Raw genomic sequence first — 16,867 nt, 5'->3', positions numbered from 1 at the left:
ATTACCCTCCGATATATAGAGAAAAAGGCAAAACCCACCCTTTAAAAATAAGGTAATCGGTTTTGCCTGATTTAACAGTTACAATCCGTTCTGTATACGCTTCCTACATCTTATCAAACAATAATAAAAATAGCAAGTTAATTTTTATCAAGGGTACTTTAGCTCATTATTTTCCATATTAAAGAATGACTTTCCTAGCCTGTAAGAAGGCTTGGTTATTCTGAATCGTAACGTCTACATCGTAGTAACCACTTTCAAAAGAAGAGCATTTATAATCACCTGAACATCCTGTTACAAAGAATGGAGTATTAGGAAAATTGGAATGGATATTGGTTAGCTTGGAATAAAAAACATGGGCGTGATGTGTAAAGATCCCGAGGATTCTATTTCTAACATTAGCAGGAATGGCATTAAAAAAACGGTCCGTTTCTTGTCGGCTCACCACATGATCTGAGCTGACAGTATTATAAATTCCTGGTACATAAAGCGGCCAATGAGTATCGATAATATAGTAATGATTGTTATCCAGATTATTTAGGAGGTCAATGCTGTCTTGGCTGAATGTTCCCGTACCATTATCGAGCCAAACATGCTGCACTAACCCTTGAGTCCTTGGAATACTCACTCTGCCTGTTAACGGGTTAAAATATTGCAGAAATAAACTTCTGCTGTCATTCCTGCTAGTATCTTCCCAGTTTCCTATCGACGTTCGGTAATATATATTTTTAGGTCCCAGATTATGGTCAACAATATTTTTAAACTGCTGATAATAACTTCGCGCTTCTGCTGTTGTAAAAGCTCCTAAAGCATGGGCGTTGTCTCCACCAAAAATGACATATCTTTTGTTCCCAGTGCTTAAAACGCGGGGGAGGAAGTTATTAAAAATACTTTGGCTATTTAAATAGCCTACATGACTATCGCCAATAACTGCTATGTTGACATTATATCCGGATGAAGCCTGTAAATTAGACTGTGTTAATGTACTAGGGTTAGAGACAGAATTACCCCTTCTTTTCTTATTCATTTTCATCACACTCTTTTTCATATCTTCCTATATGATATTCAGTAATTTATAGTGTGCTTGTACACTTTTAAATACCTTCCCACAGCAAAATATATTCTGTGTGATATAAAGAAATATTTTTCAATATGGTTGATAATTTTGAAAGATTACTAATACTTTCATCCTTTGTAAAAGTGTTATCGAAATGAAGGAGTGTATATTCGTCTAAATTACGAGCTATAGCTATTAACTGATTCGTTATGTCTGCTAATATTTTAAAAGAAGAAGCAGTTATTATACAGATTCCTGCTAAAGCAATTCCTTTTTCTGTTGCTATCTTATTATGGAATTTATTTACAAAATTTAAGTCATTTACAGCTAATTGCTCGAATTCTTTACTATCCGGATAAAATACTGGGATAGTACTGATTAGTTCCGTTTGACGAGGATGAGCCTCCCCTACATAACACAAAAAATCATCGTGAATATAAATAATGTCTATTATTTTATTTTTTGTTGTATGTAAAACTTTGATTTCATGAAAGTCAGTCATAAGCGTAAGCTCCTGTCTTTATTTAATCTTAACAGCATAACAAGGATGAACTATTTTAATGCTAGTCTATAAATCCTTTGCAAAGCTTTCCATGATTTTGCCACTAATAACACTTATTATAAAGTTCTAGGAACAATTCTCCCATTCAAAAAAGCACGGGTTTCCCCGTGCTTAAAAGTGTATTAAGTTTAAAGTACTCCTGCAGAGGAAATCAATATCTCAGGCTACACTCTCACATGAACGGGTGTAGTCCCATTTTCCACACCTAACTGATTCAGCCATCTGCGATAAGCTATAGTTAGGGCATCTGATTTAAGATGCAGTTCTGCTTGTAAATCCAACGGAAGCAGTTCTGGCTTTTGGCTTTGTACAATATCTAAATCTTGATAAAAGATAGTGTCTTGGAACTCAACAAATGGTTCGTCAGGCATATCTAAATCATAGTTTCTTGTTAACAGCATATATGCTTGTGATTGTTCATTATCTACTTGATTAACAATCAGTAAAATAGTTAATGCATCGTCTGAGCCTTCTGAGGTCTTCGTAAAACGAGCTGTTGTTGGATTTAAGATTTCGTATACATAATCTGCATAGCCACCCTTTGAACGTCCGTCAGGATTTGGCTGATAAACAGGAATTTTGCTTGTAATATAGCGATTATCGATAAATTCTACTTTATAATCTACTACTTCCGCATGTTCCTCGTCTCCTAGTAAACCTTCATGTACGAACATAAGATGTGAAACATCAAGAAAGTTCTCGATAATTCTTGGTGCATTTGCTCCTACATCATAAGGACCACAGATGACAGTACGATGATTCTCCATGTTGAATTCTGGATAAGAAATAAGCGGAGCTGGATTGTCACCTAAATTAACCCAGATTAGACCAAGATATTCTTCACAATGATATACAGTTGCTTTTGCCTTCTTTGGAATAGCTCTTCCATTTGGAAGGGCTGGAATCTTTACACAGGCTCCAACACAATCATATTCCCACGCATGGTAAGCGCACACTAAATTTCCGTTTTTCACCTTTCCAAGCGAAAGGGCAGCGCCGCGGTGGATACATAAATCCTTAAAGGCATGAACTCCCTTTTCATTGCGGAAAATAGCGACTCTTTCTCCAAGTACAAATACTTGTTTTGGATCTTCTAATAATTCCTCTGCTTTACATACTGGATGCCATTCATTCCATAATCTATCTTGTTGCATTGTGTAAGACTCTCCTCTTTTTCTAGTTTACGTTCATGGAAACATCATTAACTTTTACTTTATCGTCTTTTTTCTGTGGAAGCACTAGGTTCAGAACTAATGCAGCAATCGCTCCGATAGCTGTTCCAGATGATACAAAATAAGTAACGATTTCTGGCAATCCAGCTAACACATCTGCAGGCATTAATACAGCGAATAATGCAAGCATAATCGGCACACCGATAACAAGCATATTTCTTTCTGTAAATGCTTCATCTTTAATAACTTTAAAACCATTCATCATGATAACAACACATAAAATCGCAAACACACCATTAATTACTACACTTGGGATACAGGCAATTAAGCTTGTAAGCTTTGGCATCATGCCAAGCAGCACTAAGATTACTCCACCAACAATAATTGGTTTACGGCTTTTCACCCCAGTTATCGCGATAATACCTGCATTAGAAGAATAACCTGTTACAGGTGTCCCCCCAAAGAAGGAACCAACGAAACAGCCTAACCCTTCCCCAAGAGCGCCGCCATTTAATCGCTTTTCATCCAGCTCTTCTCCAGTTACTTTACTGACAGTAAACCATGTTCCAGTAGTTTCAATAGTGACAATAAAGTAAACAACGACCATTACTAGAATGGCATGCAGATTAAACTCTGGCATACCGAAAGAAAATAGACCTGGCATTTGGAACCATGCTGCTTGCTTTAACGAATCAAAATGAACTAATCCAAAGAATGACGCAACAATAGAGCCAATAATAAGTGCTAAAACAACTGATACAATTTTAATATATCTCCATTTGGATTTAGCTTTTTCTCCGACATACATACAGAAGATAAGAACAGCCGCAGTAATGGTAGCTACTAGGATATTCTCTCCAAAGCTGCCTTCTGCTGTATAAATGGAGTTGATGGCACTCGGCATTAACGAAAGGCCAACAACCACTATAACCGTTCCTGCAACGATTGGCGGTATGATTTTTCTGACAACCTTGCTATAAACCTTGAGCGGATAACCTAATAAAGCAACAATTAATGCACCAGGAATTAAACTGCCAATCATGGCACCGATACCTGACGTTGTGCCAATCGCTGCTAATGCGCTTAATGGGACAAAAGACGGCCCTTGCATAACTGGAAGCCTCATGGCAAATCCTGCTTGAATAATCGTGGCAATTCCGCATGCGATAAACGTCATTTGAATCAATAAGGCACTATCTGATACGGAAAAAGAAAGTAACCCGGCCAAAATAATTGGCGGAATAAATAAATCCATTGCTAATACTTGCTGTAAACCTAGAAAAATCGACTTGCCAACGGAAATTTTTTCTTTTTGTTCCGTGATAGTCTCCTTCATCTCTTTTTCCATTTCCCCATTCCCCCTATAGGTTATTAGACATTCATATAATCAAAAATTTCTACCAGCAAAAAAGCTCGAAATACATACTTTTCCAGACAACAGAAAAGCATGTACTTCGAGCTTCATAGTTCAAAGTATCAAAAGAATAGACCTATATTCATAAGCCATTCTTTTAGCTTTTCATAGTCAGTTTATTTACGGTAAACAGGTAGAAACTTGTAGGCCATATCCCCACGATTATATGAAAAACACTATTTAATTTTGGTTTGTTACTACAATACCACGAAATTTATTAAGTTCAAGATATTTTTCAAAAATAATTTTTCTTGTTTCTTTAAATCTAGCAAAGCGATATGATTTTCTGTAGACTAGCTACTAATCATCCATTACAATGTTTATATTAACATAAAACACGAACAATAGGAAGGTGTTTATTATTAATTATACGTATATTTTTCACGGCACTGCATTCACTAGTTATTCTCCTGAAAAAGTAAATATCTTGAAAAACCATCTCTTCTTTGTAAATGCTGAAGGCTTAATCGAAAAGATTGTTAGCCCTGAAGAAGAGGATTATGCTTCCCTTTTAACTGCACACAAAGAAGATGCCAACTTTCGGCAATTAGATGAAGGCCAATATTTTTTACCTGGTTTTGTCGACTTACATGTTCACGCTCCGCAGTGGGCACAATCAGGGACTGCCCTTGATCTCCCGCTATATGATTGGCTGCATACGTATACTTTCCCCCTTGAAGCAAAATATGCAGATTTATCATTTGCTGAGACAGTATATGAAGATTTAGTTAGCACCTTACTCGCCAATGGAACTACAACTGTGCTTTATTTCGCGACAGTTCACAAAGAAGCAAGCTTATTATTAGCAGAGATTTGTGCAAAAAAAGGACAACGAGGCCTTGTAGGAAAAGTAGTGATGGATGATCCAGAACAAAATCCTCTCTATTACCGTGATGCTGATACAGAAACAGCTCTTAAAGATACAGAGGAGTTTATCCTTGCCGTACAGGAATTAGCCAAAGATGTGAAGCAAGGCGTCTACCCTGTTGTTACACCTCGCTTTATACCAAGCTGTTCAGACGAAGCGTTGAAAGGACTAGGTGATTTGGCTGCTAAATATGACACTCATATACAGTCCCATTGCAGTGAAAGTGATTGGGCACACCAATATGTAAAAGATAGATTGCAAAAAAATGACGCTTTTGCACTTAATGATTTTGGATTGCTAGGCGAAAAATCAGTTATGGCTCACTGCAATTTCCTTGATGACAACGATGCTGCATTGTTTGCAAGCACCGGCACTGCCATTAGTCATTGTCCATTATCGAACGCATATTTCGCCAACAGTGTCTTACCTTTAAAACGATTTCAAGCAATGGGAATTGATATTGGCCTTGGAACCGATATTTCAGCAGGCGCAACGCCAAGTATTTATGACAATGCAAAGCAAGCAGTCGTCTCGTCTCGCATGCTAGAAGATGGTGTCAGCACTGCACTTTCTGCAGAAGAGCGCGGTGTGCCAGATTCTCGCATTTCCATTCATGAAGCCTTTTATTTAGCTACGGCTGGCGGTGGTGAAAGCTTAAGTCTGCCTATAGGAAAAATAGCAGAAAACTATTCGTGGGACGTTCAAATTATTGATACAAAAGCGCCCGCAGCTAAGCTTCCTATTTTTAATTCAGAGGAAGAATTAGATGATATTTTCCAAAAAATACTATACCTTGTTCGTCCAGAAAACATTAAAGAAGTGTGGGTCCAAGGAGAGAAGGTTCATTCACGTTAGTAATAGAATTAGCAAAACACGAACATTCATTATCACTTGCCTGTGTTATGAGATGAGACTTCACCCCGTAAAAATAAAAAAAGAAGACAACTCTTTAATAATAGAGAGTTTGTCTTCCGTTTGAAAGGACTCTTCATAGGGTCCTTTTAAGCTTATAATCTACTTCCACTCAGCTAGATTTTTTTGCAAAATTTTCTGCATAAATCTTATTTAACGCCTGTTCTGCAAGATCTGCAAAGTAATAAGCCGCCGGCAATATCGCTTCTTCATTCAGTGTATATTTTGGATGATGAAGACCATATTCACCAGATACGCCGATATTAACAAAAGCACCACGAATTAATTGCTGGTAAAAGGAAAAATCCTCTCCTCCTGATGTTGGTTCAACTTCGACTACTTTATAGCCATTTGTTTTTGCAATATGGCTCGCAAAGTTGGTCCATTCTGGGTCATTATTAACAGATGGCGGGCCAGCATGCCAGCTTAGTTCCCCTTTTGCGCCATATGTTTCTGTTATTCCTTTAATGACTCGCTCGATTTTTTTTCGTATCGTTTCGCGAATATCTTCCTTAAATGTCCTTACAGTGCCTTCTAAGTAAACTGTCTCAGGAATTACATTCCAAGTGTTGCCGCCGCGGATTTGTGTGACGCTGATAACGGCTGTTTCACTCGGCTTCGTTTCTCTGCTTATAACTGCTTGTAATCTTGAAATAATTTCAGCGGCAATTACGATAGGATCAATACCTTCATGTGGTCTTGCAGCATGACTGCCTTTTCCCTTTATGTTAATTTCGAACCGGTCAACTCCCGCTGTTAACACGCCTTCCTTTACACCAAGGACACCGACCTCACTAAGCGGGTCATTGTGTAGGCCAAATATTGCCTCCACTGCGTTCAAACCGCCTGAATTTATAATAGATTTGGCACCATGGCCAGTTTCTTCAGCCGGCTGGAAGATAATTCTGACTGTTCCCCGCAATCTGTCCTGCCTGTTTTTCAGCAAATAAGCGGCTCCAATTATAACAGCTGTATGGAAATCATGGCCGCATGCATGCATTACACCAGGAATAGTAGATTGGAATGAGCTGACAGCTTCCTCATTAATTGGCAAGGCATCAATATCAGCCCTGATAGCAACAACCGGCCCATCAGACTTTCCTTTAACTTCGCCAATGATACCTGTTTGCAATGGTACATCCAGCACGGAAATCCCTGCGTTTTCCAGCCATTTCTTTATCTTCTTGGAAGTTTCTATTTCTTGGTTAGAAAGTTCAGGTTCAGCATGAAGATTCCTGCGAACATCAATTAAATGACTTTCCAGTTCATTCTTATTATCGCTCACTATATTTAATCCCAATTTTCATCCTCCCTTTCCGATAAGCTGCTTTTAAGATTCCTCCAGAAATTGCTTAAGTGATTTAACTAACCCGCCGCTCCCAAATTTGACATACTTGCTGTCTGTTTGGAATTGCTCTTGTTCCCACAAATATTCTAAGTAAGCAATAACATGAATCCGTCTGCTGATGATATTATGAATTCCGTGTGAATAAAACCATTCATCAATTGTATGGTAAATCCCTTTATTTATTTTGTATTTTTCATTGCACCATTGAAAGAACCGAACTTCGGGAAAATGAAGATATTCACAATGAGCAAATGCTTCCCTTTTCTTGATTCGAAATACTTTTTTTGAGACGACAAGCCCATAATCCAGCAGCATGTGAATTCCTTCCTCCCCTGTAAGTTTATTTTTGATTAATTGGCTGTTTTTCGTATTGGCTATGCTTGTATGCTAAACCTAAATTCTCGCGGAGCGTTGTACCAGTATACTCCTTATTGTAATAGCCCTTGCTTTCCAAAATTGGCAGGATGTGTTCAATCCAATCAGACAAACCGCTGCCAAGCACTGGGGCACCGTATATGAAGCCATCTGCAGCACCACCGTCAATCCAAGCAATCAGCTGGTCTGCCACTTGCTCATATGTTCCAAAAAAAGCGCTTTTCGGGGTTGTTACTTGCAGGGCAACCTCTCTTAATGATAGGCCATTTTCCTTCGCCAGTTTTTTGATGCCGTCTGTTGTAGAACGGAAGCTGTTTGCACCGACATCCCCAATTTCAGGAAAAGGCTCATCAAGAGGAAAGGCACTGAAATCGAAATGGTCAAAGAATCTTCCTAAGTAATTTAATGCTTCTTCTATGGATACAAGATTTTGAATAGCTGCATATTTTTCTTCCGCCTCTTCAATAGTTCTGCCTGCAATCGGGTGGATGCCAGGGAAGATTTTGATGTCATCCTTGCTTCTGCCAAGCTGCTCTGCCCGATTTTTGACGTCATCATAAAAAGCCTTAGCTTGTTCAAATGAATTCGAATTAGTAAAAACAGCATCAGCGTCCTTTGCAGCAAGGTATTTCCCTGCTTCAGATGAGCCAGCTTGAAAAATAACCGGCTGACCTTGCTTTGAACGTTCGATATTTAATGGACCTTTGACAGAGAAATGCTTGCCGGTATGATTTAAGGTATGCAATTTTTCTGGATCGAAAAACTGTCCCGTTGAGCGGTCTCTTACAAATGCGTCATCGTCCCACGAATCCCACAAGCCTTTGGCCACTTGCAAGTACTCTTCGGCAATTTCGTATCTTAACGCATGGTGAGGATGATCTGCTTTACTGTAATTTTCTGCTGATCCTTCTAATGGAGAAGTAACAACATTCCAGCCTGCTCTGCCGCCGCTCAGCTTATCTAACGAAGCAAACTGGCGAGCAATCGTGAATGGTTCACTATAAGAAGTAGATACTGTCCCGACTAAACCGATATTTTTAGTAATGGTGGCAAGCGCAGATAAAATCGTCAACGGCTCAAATCGGTTCAAGAAATGAGGAATCGATTTTTCATTAATATAAAGACCATCAGCAACAAAAGCGAACGTGAACCCAGCTTCTTCTGCCTGCTTAATGATAGATTGATAATATTCGATATTTACACTAGCGTCTGCAGGAACAGATTCATCTTTCCATGCGTTCATATGTCCTCCAGGGCCGTGCAGCATAACACCAAATTGAATTTGTTTTTTCTTTGTCATCATTCTCATCCTCCATTAGCTTTTTTTAAATACCAACAAATCTTGTAGGAATAGTTTTGATTATCATAAACCAAAAATTTGAAAATGTATAATTAGTATTTTTAAAGTCATGCTTTAATTTTATTAATACGGGTAACTAGACGGTTCTCAATTCCAAAAATCAGTATTTTTAAAGTCATTTATTAGTTTTTTTAATTTAACAAATCTTCTGTCAGATGTTAGCATAAGCACTAATCCTACAATACAAAGTTAAATAGTAGGAATTAAACTACACGCTACAGGGGGTATTACTTTGAAAAAAACAAAGTACAAATGGCTGTCATTATTACTTGTTGTATTCGTAATGGCTGGTTGCAGCAACAATACTGGCACAACAAGCAGTTCTGACAAAACGGACAATGAAGTTCAAGATGGAGGAACGTTGAATATCGCTTTTCAAAGTGAGCCTACCACACTTGATCCGCAAATCACCGGTAACTCTTCCGTAAAGGATGCAACAAGGAGTATCTATGAAAAGCTCGTTATTCTTGATGACAGCGGCAATGTTGTACCAGATTTAGCCGAAAAAATTGATGTAAGTGAAAATAAGAAAGTATATACATTCCAGTTGCGTAAAGGCGTAAAGTTTCATAATGGCCAAGAAATGTCGGCAGATGATGTAGAAGCGTCTATTAATAGATGGATTAAGCTTTCTTCTCTCGGCAAAACAAACTTTATTGGAGCAATCGTTAAAAAAACAGGCGATTATACAGTGGAGCTCCATTTAAAAACACCTAATGTAAATACGCTTGCACTGCTCGCCGATCCAATTCCCGCAGCCGTTATTATGCCTAAAGAAATTATTGAAAATGCGCCAGATGAAGGGGCAACAGAATATATAGGAACTGGACCATACAAAGTGAAGGAATGGAAACAAAATCAATATTTAGTTTTAGAAAAATTTGCTGACTACTCTTCAGATGGCAGAGAACTAAAAAAAGAACCACATCTAGATGAAATTAAAATCAGTTTTATTACCGATGAATCTACAAGAATCTCTGGATTGACGACTGGACAATTTGATATTGCATTAGGAATATCCAGTGATAATGCACAGCAAGTCGAAGGGGCACAGACTGCTACCCTTGAATCAGCGCCTGGCGGTTTCTTAGGTCTTTTTTATAATTCACAAGAAGGATTTTTCAAAGACTTAAACGCAAGAAAAGCAGTCAATGCGGTCATAAATGCTGAAGACATCCTGTCCAGCTCTTATGGAAGTTCTGATTTCTATGAGTTAACTTCTTCTATTGTTAATAAGCAATTCCCGAACTATTACAGTGAAGCTGGCAGTTCAGCATATAATCAGCATGATCAAGATAAAGCAAAGCAATATTTGAAAGAAGCTGGCTATAAAGGCGAAGAAATCAAGATTTTGACTTCCCGTGACTATCAGGATCAATATAATACCGCTGTGGTTGTCCAACAGGAATTAGAGGATATTGGTGTCAATGTAAAACTGGAAGTATATGATTGGGCAACATTCGGTGAAAAATTAACGGATACAAGTAGCTGGGATCTTTACCCTGTTGATTGGGCTGCACGCTCCACGATTTTCCAAGGCTTTTGGACTTCATATGGTGCGCCTGTTGAAGAATCAACTAAATATTTAGAAGCTATTAAGGCTGCTGACAATGTGGAGGACGCCAGACCTGCGATTGATGCTGCCCAAAAGTATGTGTGGGATACACTGCCATTTACTTTAATTGGACATAAAGTTGCCTTAAATGCTGTTACCAATAAAGTAGACGGCTATGAGTTCAATCTTGGACCTGTCTTTTATAATATCAGTCTAAAAAACAATTAATACTACTTAAGAAGCAAGACTTGTGCTTACTTACTCCTGTCTTGCTTCTTCCATTTTAATTATCAATTTTGAAAGGAAGATTTCATGGGCGGATATATTATAAGACGGCTTTTGTCACTCATTCCCGTACTGTTAGTCGTTGCTGTCGTTGTTTTTCTAATCATCCATATAACGCCAGGTAACCCTGCCATGATTATTTTAGGAGAAGGTGCAACTCCTGAGCAAATAGCAGAACTTAATCAAAAACTCGGTCTTGATAAACCGTTGTTGGCTCAATTTTTCATTTGGCTCACTAATATCGCACAAGGTGATCTTGGCACTTCTTATTTTCTCGGAAAGCCAGTTCTTACAGCATTTTTGGAAAATGCCGGTCCGACGCTTTCTCTCGCTGTTCTTTCCCAACTTATCGGTGTCAGCATCGCCCTTTTATTTGGGATAACTGCAGCTAAAAACCAAGGACGGGTTAAAGATGATTTGATTTCCGGAACTAGTTTAATCGGAATTTCGATACCTAGCTTTCTATTAGGCTCATTTCTGATTATGATTTTTGCGGTTCAGCTGAAAATCCTGCCAGTATCAGGCTATGCTCCTTTAAGTCAAGGAATCTGGGAGCATCTAAAGTATCTTATTTTGCCTTCGATAACTCTTGGAACGATTCAAGCCGCACTTATTACGAGAATGACAAGGTCCTCCCTTCTTGATACTTTATCGGAAAATTTCATCAAGACAGCAAAGGCGAAAGGTGTCAGTGAAAAGGCCATTTTGTTAAAGCATACTCTGAGGGTCGCCTTTCTCCCGATTTTAACTGTGATTGGCGAATCCTTCGCAGGGCTTGTCACTGGAGCTGCTGTTACCGAATCACTATTTAATATTCCCGGTCTTGGCCAGCTGATTGTCTCGTCCATTAATCGCCGTGATTATGCAGTCATACAAGGAGCTGTGTTGATGATAACAGTTGTCTATGTACTGATGAACCTGCTCGTTGATTTGTTATATGCCGTTATTGATCCACGGGTTCGGAATTCTTATCAAGTCTAAGAAAGGAGAAAAACATGTCAGAAAGCACGAAAGTACTAGTTAATAAGCCATTAACCAGCAGAAAAACAGTCAAAAAAAAGAGCCGGTTTTTTTCCAACAGATTGCTGCTTACGGGAAGTATTCTGCTAACTATAACTACTCTAATAGGAGTGTTCGCCTCTTTTGTTTCTCCGTACGAGATTTTAGAAATCGACCCAAAAAACCGCTTAGCTGCACCGTCTAATGCCCATTGGTTTGGGACCGATAATTTTGGAAGAGATGTGTTCAGCAGGACGATGTACGGTGTTCGAATCTCCTTAATGATTGGAGTAACTGTAACCTTAATCGCTTCTGGTATTGGTCTGACTGTCGGGCTGCTAGCTTCCTATTACAAGCTGCTCGATCATATTTTTATGCGGATATGTGACGGGTTGTTTGCTTTTCCGTCTATTCTGCTGGCGATTGCGATTATGTCTGCCCTTGGACCAAAATCAATTAATGTTATCATCGCCCTTGTTCTTGTCTTCATCCCTTCTATAGCAAGGATTGTCAGGGCCGCTGCCTTAGTTGTGAAGGAAAAGGTTTTTATTGAGGCATTACAAGCACAAGGAGCGAGTTCATTGCGAATTCTCTTTTTGCATATTGCTCCAAATATCCTTGCTCCGCTCATTGTACAAGTGACATTTGTCTTTGCTGTCACTATTTTAACGGAAGCATCACTCAGCTTTCTTGGTGCTGGTATTCCTGCTCCCCTGCCAAGCCTCGGCAATATGCTTTATGATGGGAAGCTTGCTATATACAATGCTTGGTGGATGACCGTATTTCCCGGCCTGTTCATCATACTAATCGTGCTTGGACTCAACCTGTTCGGCGATGGCTTAAGAGATCATCTTGATCCAAAAAGCAAACAAACTGTGAGGAGGAGGAAAAGAAAATGAGCCAGGTGCTGCCATTGCTTAAAATCGAGGACTTGCAAGTGGACTTTGCCACACATCAAGGAGAGGTCTCGGCTATTGACGGTGTTTCATTCGAACTGGAGGAAGGTGAAATATTGGGAGTTGTCGGGGAATCCGGCTGCGGAAAAAGCGTGACAGCAGAAGCCATACTCCAGCTGCTCGATGAAGAAAGCACCTTTTATAATGGAAAGATTATGTTTAACGGGGAAAACCTTTTGGAGTATGACAAGAAAAAGATGGAGAAGCTGCGCGGCAATGATATTGCGATGATTTTTCAAGATCCCATGTCCTCACTGAATCCTGTAATGCCTATCGGCAAGCAAATCGCAGAATCAATTCGGATTCATCAATCTGCCACAAAAAAAGAGGCATACCAAAAAGCTGTCGAACTGCTGAAGCTCACTGGAATCCCTTCCCCTGAACAAAGGGCAAAGGAATACCCTCATGAACTTTCCGGCGGGATGCGGCAGCGGGTTATGATTGCCATGGCGTTATCATGCCAGCCTAAGCTGTTGATTGCTGATGAGCCGACAACTGCATTGGATGTAACTATTCAGGCACAAATTCTCGAATTAATTACTTCTTTTCAGAAACAGCTGAATATGGGGATTATCCTCATAACCCACGACTTTGGTGTGATTGCCAATATGTGTACAAAAGTCGCTGTGATGTATTTAGGGCAGGTAATTGAAGAAACAGATGTGCAGACTCTTTTCAAACAGCCCTTTCATCCTTATACAATTGGTTTAATGAAGTCTGTGCCTCAAATTGAGGGTGAACGAGTTGATTATTTACACAGCATTGCGGGCACTGTTCCTTCCCTGTTTCAAATTCCAAAAGGCTGCCGGTTCGCACCGCGATGCAAGTATGCAACAAGCAGATGCGAAAGTAAAATGCCTCTTTTAGAAACAGTCGCAAAAAACCACCGTGTCCGCTGCTGGCATTATGATGAGGTAAAGAAAGGAGACACACTGTATGCAGACTGAGCAAACCTTAAACAGAGGAAAACCGATCCTTCAAGTGAAAAATTTGCAGAAATATTATCCTGTGAGAACTTCGTTAGGAAAAACAAAAGCCTTTATTAAAGCAGTCGAAGACCTTTCTTTTGACATTTACGAGGGTGAAACGTTCGGATTAGTAGGTGAGTCAGGCTGTGGAAAAAGCACTGCAGGAAGAACGCTCTTAAAGCTTGTCGAGCCGACAAATGGCGAGGTGCTTTATCGGAATAAAGATATTTTCAAGCTGAAAAAATCCGCTTTAAAATATGTGCGCAAAGAGCTGCAAATGATTTTTCAGGATCCTCATACCTCATTGGATCCACGAAAAAAAGTCGGCTATTCTATTGAGGAATCACTGGCGATTCATAAGATAGGAGCAAAGCAGGAACGAAAGAACCTAGCATTAGAGATATTAAAAAAGGTGGGATTTAATGAAGAACATTACAGTCGGTATCCACATGAATTCTCCGGCGGCCAAAGACAGCGTATTGGTATTGCCCGGTCGCTAGTCCTTGAGCCAAAGTTAATCATTTGTGATGAGCCAGTTTCCGCCTTAGATGTTTCTATCCAGGCACAAATTGTTAATCTGTTAAAAAGCCTGCAAAAAGAGCTGAACTTGTCCTATTTATTTATCTCTCATGATCTTAGTGTTGTCAGACATATCGCAGATAAAGTTGGAGTTATGTACTTAGGCAACCTTGTCGAACAAGCTCCTACAGAGGAATTATTTACAGACCCATTGCACCCATATACTAAATCATTAATTTCAGCAGTCCCACTGTTAAATCCAGAGAGCAAACGAGAAAAAATGGTGATAAAGGAAGAGATCCCCTCCCCTCTTAATCCGCCGTCAGGCTGTGTATTTCACACTAGATGCCCAGTCGCCTTCGATCGCTGCAAAACAGAAGTACCGAAAAATATACAGGTACAAACGGAACGGACTGTGAAATGTCATTTGTACGAAGGATAAATAATGAAGTTAATATGGATATTAATATATTAAATATAAGTTGACAGGTAGGAATTGTGTGTTTTATAATCATCTTAATTTAGAAAATTAAAAAATCGGCAAGCTGATCGGAACACCGAAGGCGTAACCTTTATTGCAATTACTGCATATATAGGATTACGCCCTTTTTTTATACTTTCAATAATATTAAGGGGTATTGAACATGAAAAAATTGATTATTTTTGCATTTATCGGCCTGTTGGCACAATTGATTGATGGATCATTAGGAATGGCTTACGGAGTTACATCGTCGTCGCTCTTGCTTACTTTCGGAATCGCACCTGCTGTTGCTTCTGCATCTGTTCATTTAGCGGAAGTCGTCACTACAGCTGCTTCTGGGGCATCGCATATTAAGTTTGGCAATGTCGATAAGCAAACAGTCTATCGTTTGATTATTCCAGGCTCAATCGGGGCTTTCTTAGGGGCAACTTTTTTAAGCAATCTGCCAGGTGACTTAGCAAAACCTTATATCTCCTTGTTCCTATTATTACTAGGACTATATGTGTTAGTACGTTTCTTATTTAACTTCCGTCCCTCTGAAGAAAAAAAGAGCTTATCACTAAGCCGCAAGCAATCCATTCCGCTAGGACTAATCGCTGGGTTTGCAGATGCGACAGGCGGCGGCGGCTGGGGTCCGATAGCAACACCAGTTTTGCTATCAAAGAAGGGGATCAGCCCGCGTAAAGTGGTTGGAACTGTTGATACAAGTGAGTTCGCCATTGCAGTATCTGCAACATTAGGATTTTTCATTTCCTTAGGCTGGGAACAGGTTAACTGGCTGTGGGTAGGTGCCTTGATGATCGGCGGCATAATCGCCGCACCAATCGCAGCATGGCTTGTCCGCAAGCTGCATGCCCAGCTGATGGGTGTTCTGGTTGGTGGATTTATCATATTGGTGAATGCTCGCACACTCTTGACTTCATGGATTACTAATGAAGCTGCCTATCCATATATATATGCTGCCATTATTGTAGTGTGGGTAATATCTATCATTTATGCTGTAAACAAAGTTAAAGCTTATAAGAAACAAAGCAATACTAATATTTCTGCATAAAAAGGAAACAGCCATCCCTTGTATCGTCATATGATTCAAGGGATGTTATTTTATTGTCATGCGCTATTCAAAAAATGATAAATCAACCTATTCGTTTAGCACTTCACTCCTTATAAAGCAGAATTATGTTAACGTTAACATTTTCTACATGAAAAATAGTCTTAGTTTCTTTTTAAAATATCTGCTGCATTGGACTGTGAAAGAAATCCAAGCTGTTTCCATGCGTTTTCTGTTGACCATGGTTTATGAGGATTTTCTGAAACACCATAGTAGGTACCATATCTTACTGTTGACTCAAGGGCCAAGTCAAAAAGCTGGACCGCATCTTCATGGGTTAGCAAGGTTCTGTGCAAACGATCATTTTCTTCTACAGCTTGAATTTCGTCTGGATGTACACTTCCAATTCGTAAATTAATTACCGAAAGATTATTTTCAGGCTGATGTGTAAGAATATGGCCAATATTTTCGGAAGCAAGCTTTAGAACGCCGTATAGTCCATTCGAGTAAGGATAATCCGCTGTTGTAATTTCCCTTCCTAACCTTGAAAAACCATCTTTCTCATAATAATCTGTCGTATGATTGCTGCTCGCATAGACTACCTTAGGAATTCCTAACGTAATTGCAGCATGCATAACATAAAACGAAGCCATAAAGTGAATTTTCGTCATATCATTAAACTTATCTACATTCTTTAAGTCATTATGAGATTTAATCGTTAGTAAATTAATCAATGCATCTGAATCTTTGGGAATGCTGTGAAGGAGCGATTCGTAATCTGTTGCATTTACCTCTACGAAATCAACTGCCTGTTCAGGTGCCTTTTTATCAAGTATGACAATCTTGTATTTGCTGCGCAGACCTTGATATAAAATCGACCCAATTGTCCCAGCACCGCCAATAATGGTAACTTTCTTTTTCATTATTCTCCTCCATTAAATTAAGCCTAGTAATATTTACTACTTCTATATAAAAAGATATCCATCAG

At 39.2% G+C, this 16,867-nt stretch carries 15 protein-coding genes and 1 riboswitch; of the genes, 7 read left to right on the top strand and 8 right to left on the bottom strand.

The genetic code is table 11. The features are described from left to right. Positions 1–178 precede the first annotated feature (178 nt). The 4 genes from LXM54_RS09045 to LXM54_RS09030 form a co-directional block, all read right to left on the bottom strand. Entirely contained in the window at positions 179–1,024 is an 846-nt protein-coding gene (locus LXM54_RS09045; protein WP_233314892.1) for a hypothetical protein, read from the bottom strand. A gap of 67 nt (positions 1,025–1,091) precedes the next feature. Next, positions 1,092–1,556: a hypothetical protein gene (locus LXM54_RS09040; protein ID WP_233314891.1), complete on the bottom strand. Its 465-nt coding sequence runs from the start codon at positions 1,554–1,556 to the stop codon at positions 1,092–1,094. Between the two features lie 224 nt (positions 1,557–1,780). Beyond that, a complete protein-coding gene (locus LXM54_RS09035) occupies positions 1,781–2,770 on the bottom strand; it encodes an aromatic ring-hydroxylating dioxygenase subunit alpha (protein ID WP_233314890.1) in 990 nt (329 codons plus the stop codon). A 22-nt stretch (positions 2,771–2,792) separates the two neighbouring features. Continuing rightward, positions 2,793–4,136 (bottom strand): nucleobase:cation symporter-2 family protein, encoded by a 1,344-nt coding sequence (locus LXM54_RS09030; RefSeq protein ID WP_233314889.1) that lies wholly within the window; start codon positions 4,134–4,136, stop codon positions 2,793–2,795. A gap of 154 nt (positions 4,137–4,290) precedes the next feature. After that, positions 4,291–4,392, bottom strand: a riboswitch (purine riboswitch). A gap of 168 nt (positions 4,393–4,560) precedes the next feature. Here LXM54_RS09030 and guaD point away from each other — a divergent pair. Further along, a complete protein-coding gene (gene guaD / locus LXM54_RS09025) occupies positions 4,561–5,925 on the top strand; it encodes a guanine deaminase (RefSeq protein WP_233315616.1) in 1,365 nt (454 codons plus the stop codon). A gap of 169 nt (positions 5,926–6,094) precedes the next feature. Here guaD and LXM54_RS09020 read toward each other — a convergent pair whose 3' ends face one another. The 3 genes from LXM54_RS09020 to LXM54_RS09010 are packed head-to-tail and all read right to left on the bottom strand — an operon-like array spanning position 6,095 to position 9,005. Further along, positions 6,095–7,267, bottom strand: a complete 1,173-nt coding sequence (locus LXM54_RS09020; protein WP_325169572.1) for an amidohydrolase — start codon at positions 7,265–7,267, stop codon at positions 6,095–6,097. Between the two features lie 45 nt (positions 7,268–7,312). Then, on the bottom strand, positions 7,313–7,645 hold the full coding sequence (locus tag LXM54_RS09015) for a hypothetical protein (protein ID WP_233314887.1): 333 nt from the start codon (positions 7,643–7,645) through the stop codon (positions 7,313–7,315). A 25-nt stretch (positions 7,646–7,670) separates the two neighbouring features. Continuing rightward, positions 7,671–9,005 (bottom strand): LLM class flavin-dependent oxidoreductase, encoded by a 1,335-nt coding sequence (locus LXM54_RS09010; protein WP_233315615.1) that lies wholly within the window; start codon positions 9,003–9,005, stop codon positions 7,671–7,673. 292 nt (positions 9,006–9,297) lie between these two features. Here LXM54_RS09010 and LXM54_RS09005 point away from each other — a divergent pair, with 292 nt between their 5' ends. The 6 genes from LXM54_RS09005 to LXM54_RS08980 all read left to right on the top strand — a co-directional run bounded on the left by LXM54_RS09005 (position 9,298) and on the right by LXM54_RS08980 (position 15,882). Next, positions 9,298–10,848 (top strand): ABC transporter substrate-binding protein, encoded by a 1,551-nt coding sequence (locus LXM54_RS09005; RefSeq protein ID WP_233314886.1) that lies wholly within the window; start codon positions 9,298–9,300, stop codon positions 10,846–10,848. 84 nt (positions 10,849–10,932) lie between these two features. Beyond that, entirely contained in the window at positions 10,933–11,886 is a 954-nt protein-coding gene (locus tag LXM54_RS09000) for an ABC transporter permease (RefSeq protein ID WP_233314885.1), read from the top strand. Positions 11,887–11,900: 14 nt separating this feature from the next. Continuing rightward, the gene (locus LXM54_RS08995; protein ID WP_233314884.1) at positions 11,901–12,803 is read left to right on the top strand and encodes an ABC transporter permease; all 903 of its coding nucleotides are present in this window, start codon (positions 11,901–11,903) and stop codon (positions 12,801–12,803) included. After that, positions 12,800–13,807, top strand: a complete 1,008-nt coding sequence (locus LXM54_RS08990) for an ABC transporter ATP-binding protein (RefSeq protein WP_233314883.1) — start codon at positions 12,800–12,802, stop codon at positions 13,805–13,807. The genes LXM54_RS08995 and LXM54_RS08990 overlap by 4 nt, the downstream gene beginning before the upstream one ends. Then, positions 13,797–14,789 carry an ABC transporter ATP-binding protein gene (locus tag LXM54_RS08985; protein ID WP_233314882.1) on the top strand — a complete coding sequence of 331 codons (993 nt, stop codon included), beginning with the start codon at positions 13,797–13,799 and terminating at the stop codon, positions 14,787–14,789. The genes LXM54_RS08990 and LXM54_RS08985 overlap by 11 nt, the downstream gene beginning before the upstream one ends. A 202-nt stretch (positions 14,790–14,991) precedes the next feature. Continuing rightward, the gene (locus LXM54_RS08980; protein WP_233314881.1) at positions 14,992–15,882 is read left to right on the top strand and encodes a sulfite exporter TauE/SafE family protein; all 891 of its coding nucleotides are present in this window, start codon (positions 14,992–14,994) and stop codon (positions 15,880–15,882) included. 161 nt (positions 15,883–16,043) lie between these two features. On the opposite strand, the gene LXM54_RS08975 is transcribed toward LXM54_RS08980, so the two are convergent. After that, complete coding sequence (locus LXM54_RS08975) at positions 16,044–16,802, bottom strand: NAD-dependent epimerase/dehydratase family protein (protein ID WP_233314880.1); 759 nt, start codon at positions 16,800–16,802, stop codon at positions 16,044–16,046. Positions 16,803–16,867 lie beyond the last annotated feature (65 nt).

Origin of the sequence: Bacillus sp. Au-Bac7 (genome assembly GCF_021341655.1) — a bacterium.
GTDB lineage: Bacteria > Bacillota > Bacilli > Bacillales > Cytobacillaceae > Niallia.
The sequence above is the reverse complement of the archived record's forward strand: the minus strand, read 5'-3'. Positions and strand labels throughout refer to the sequence as shown.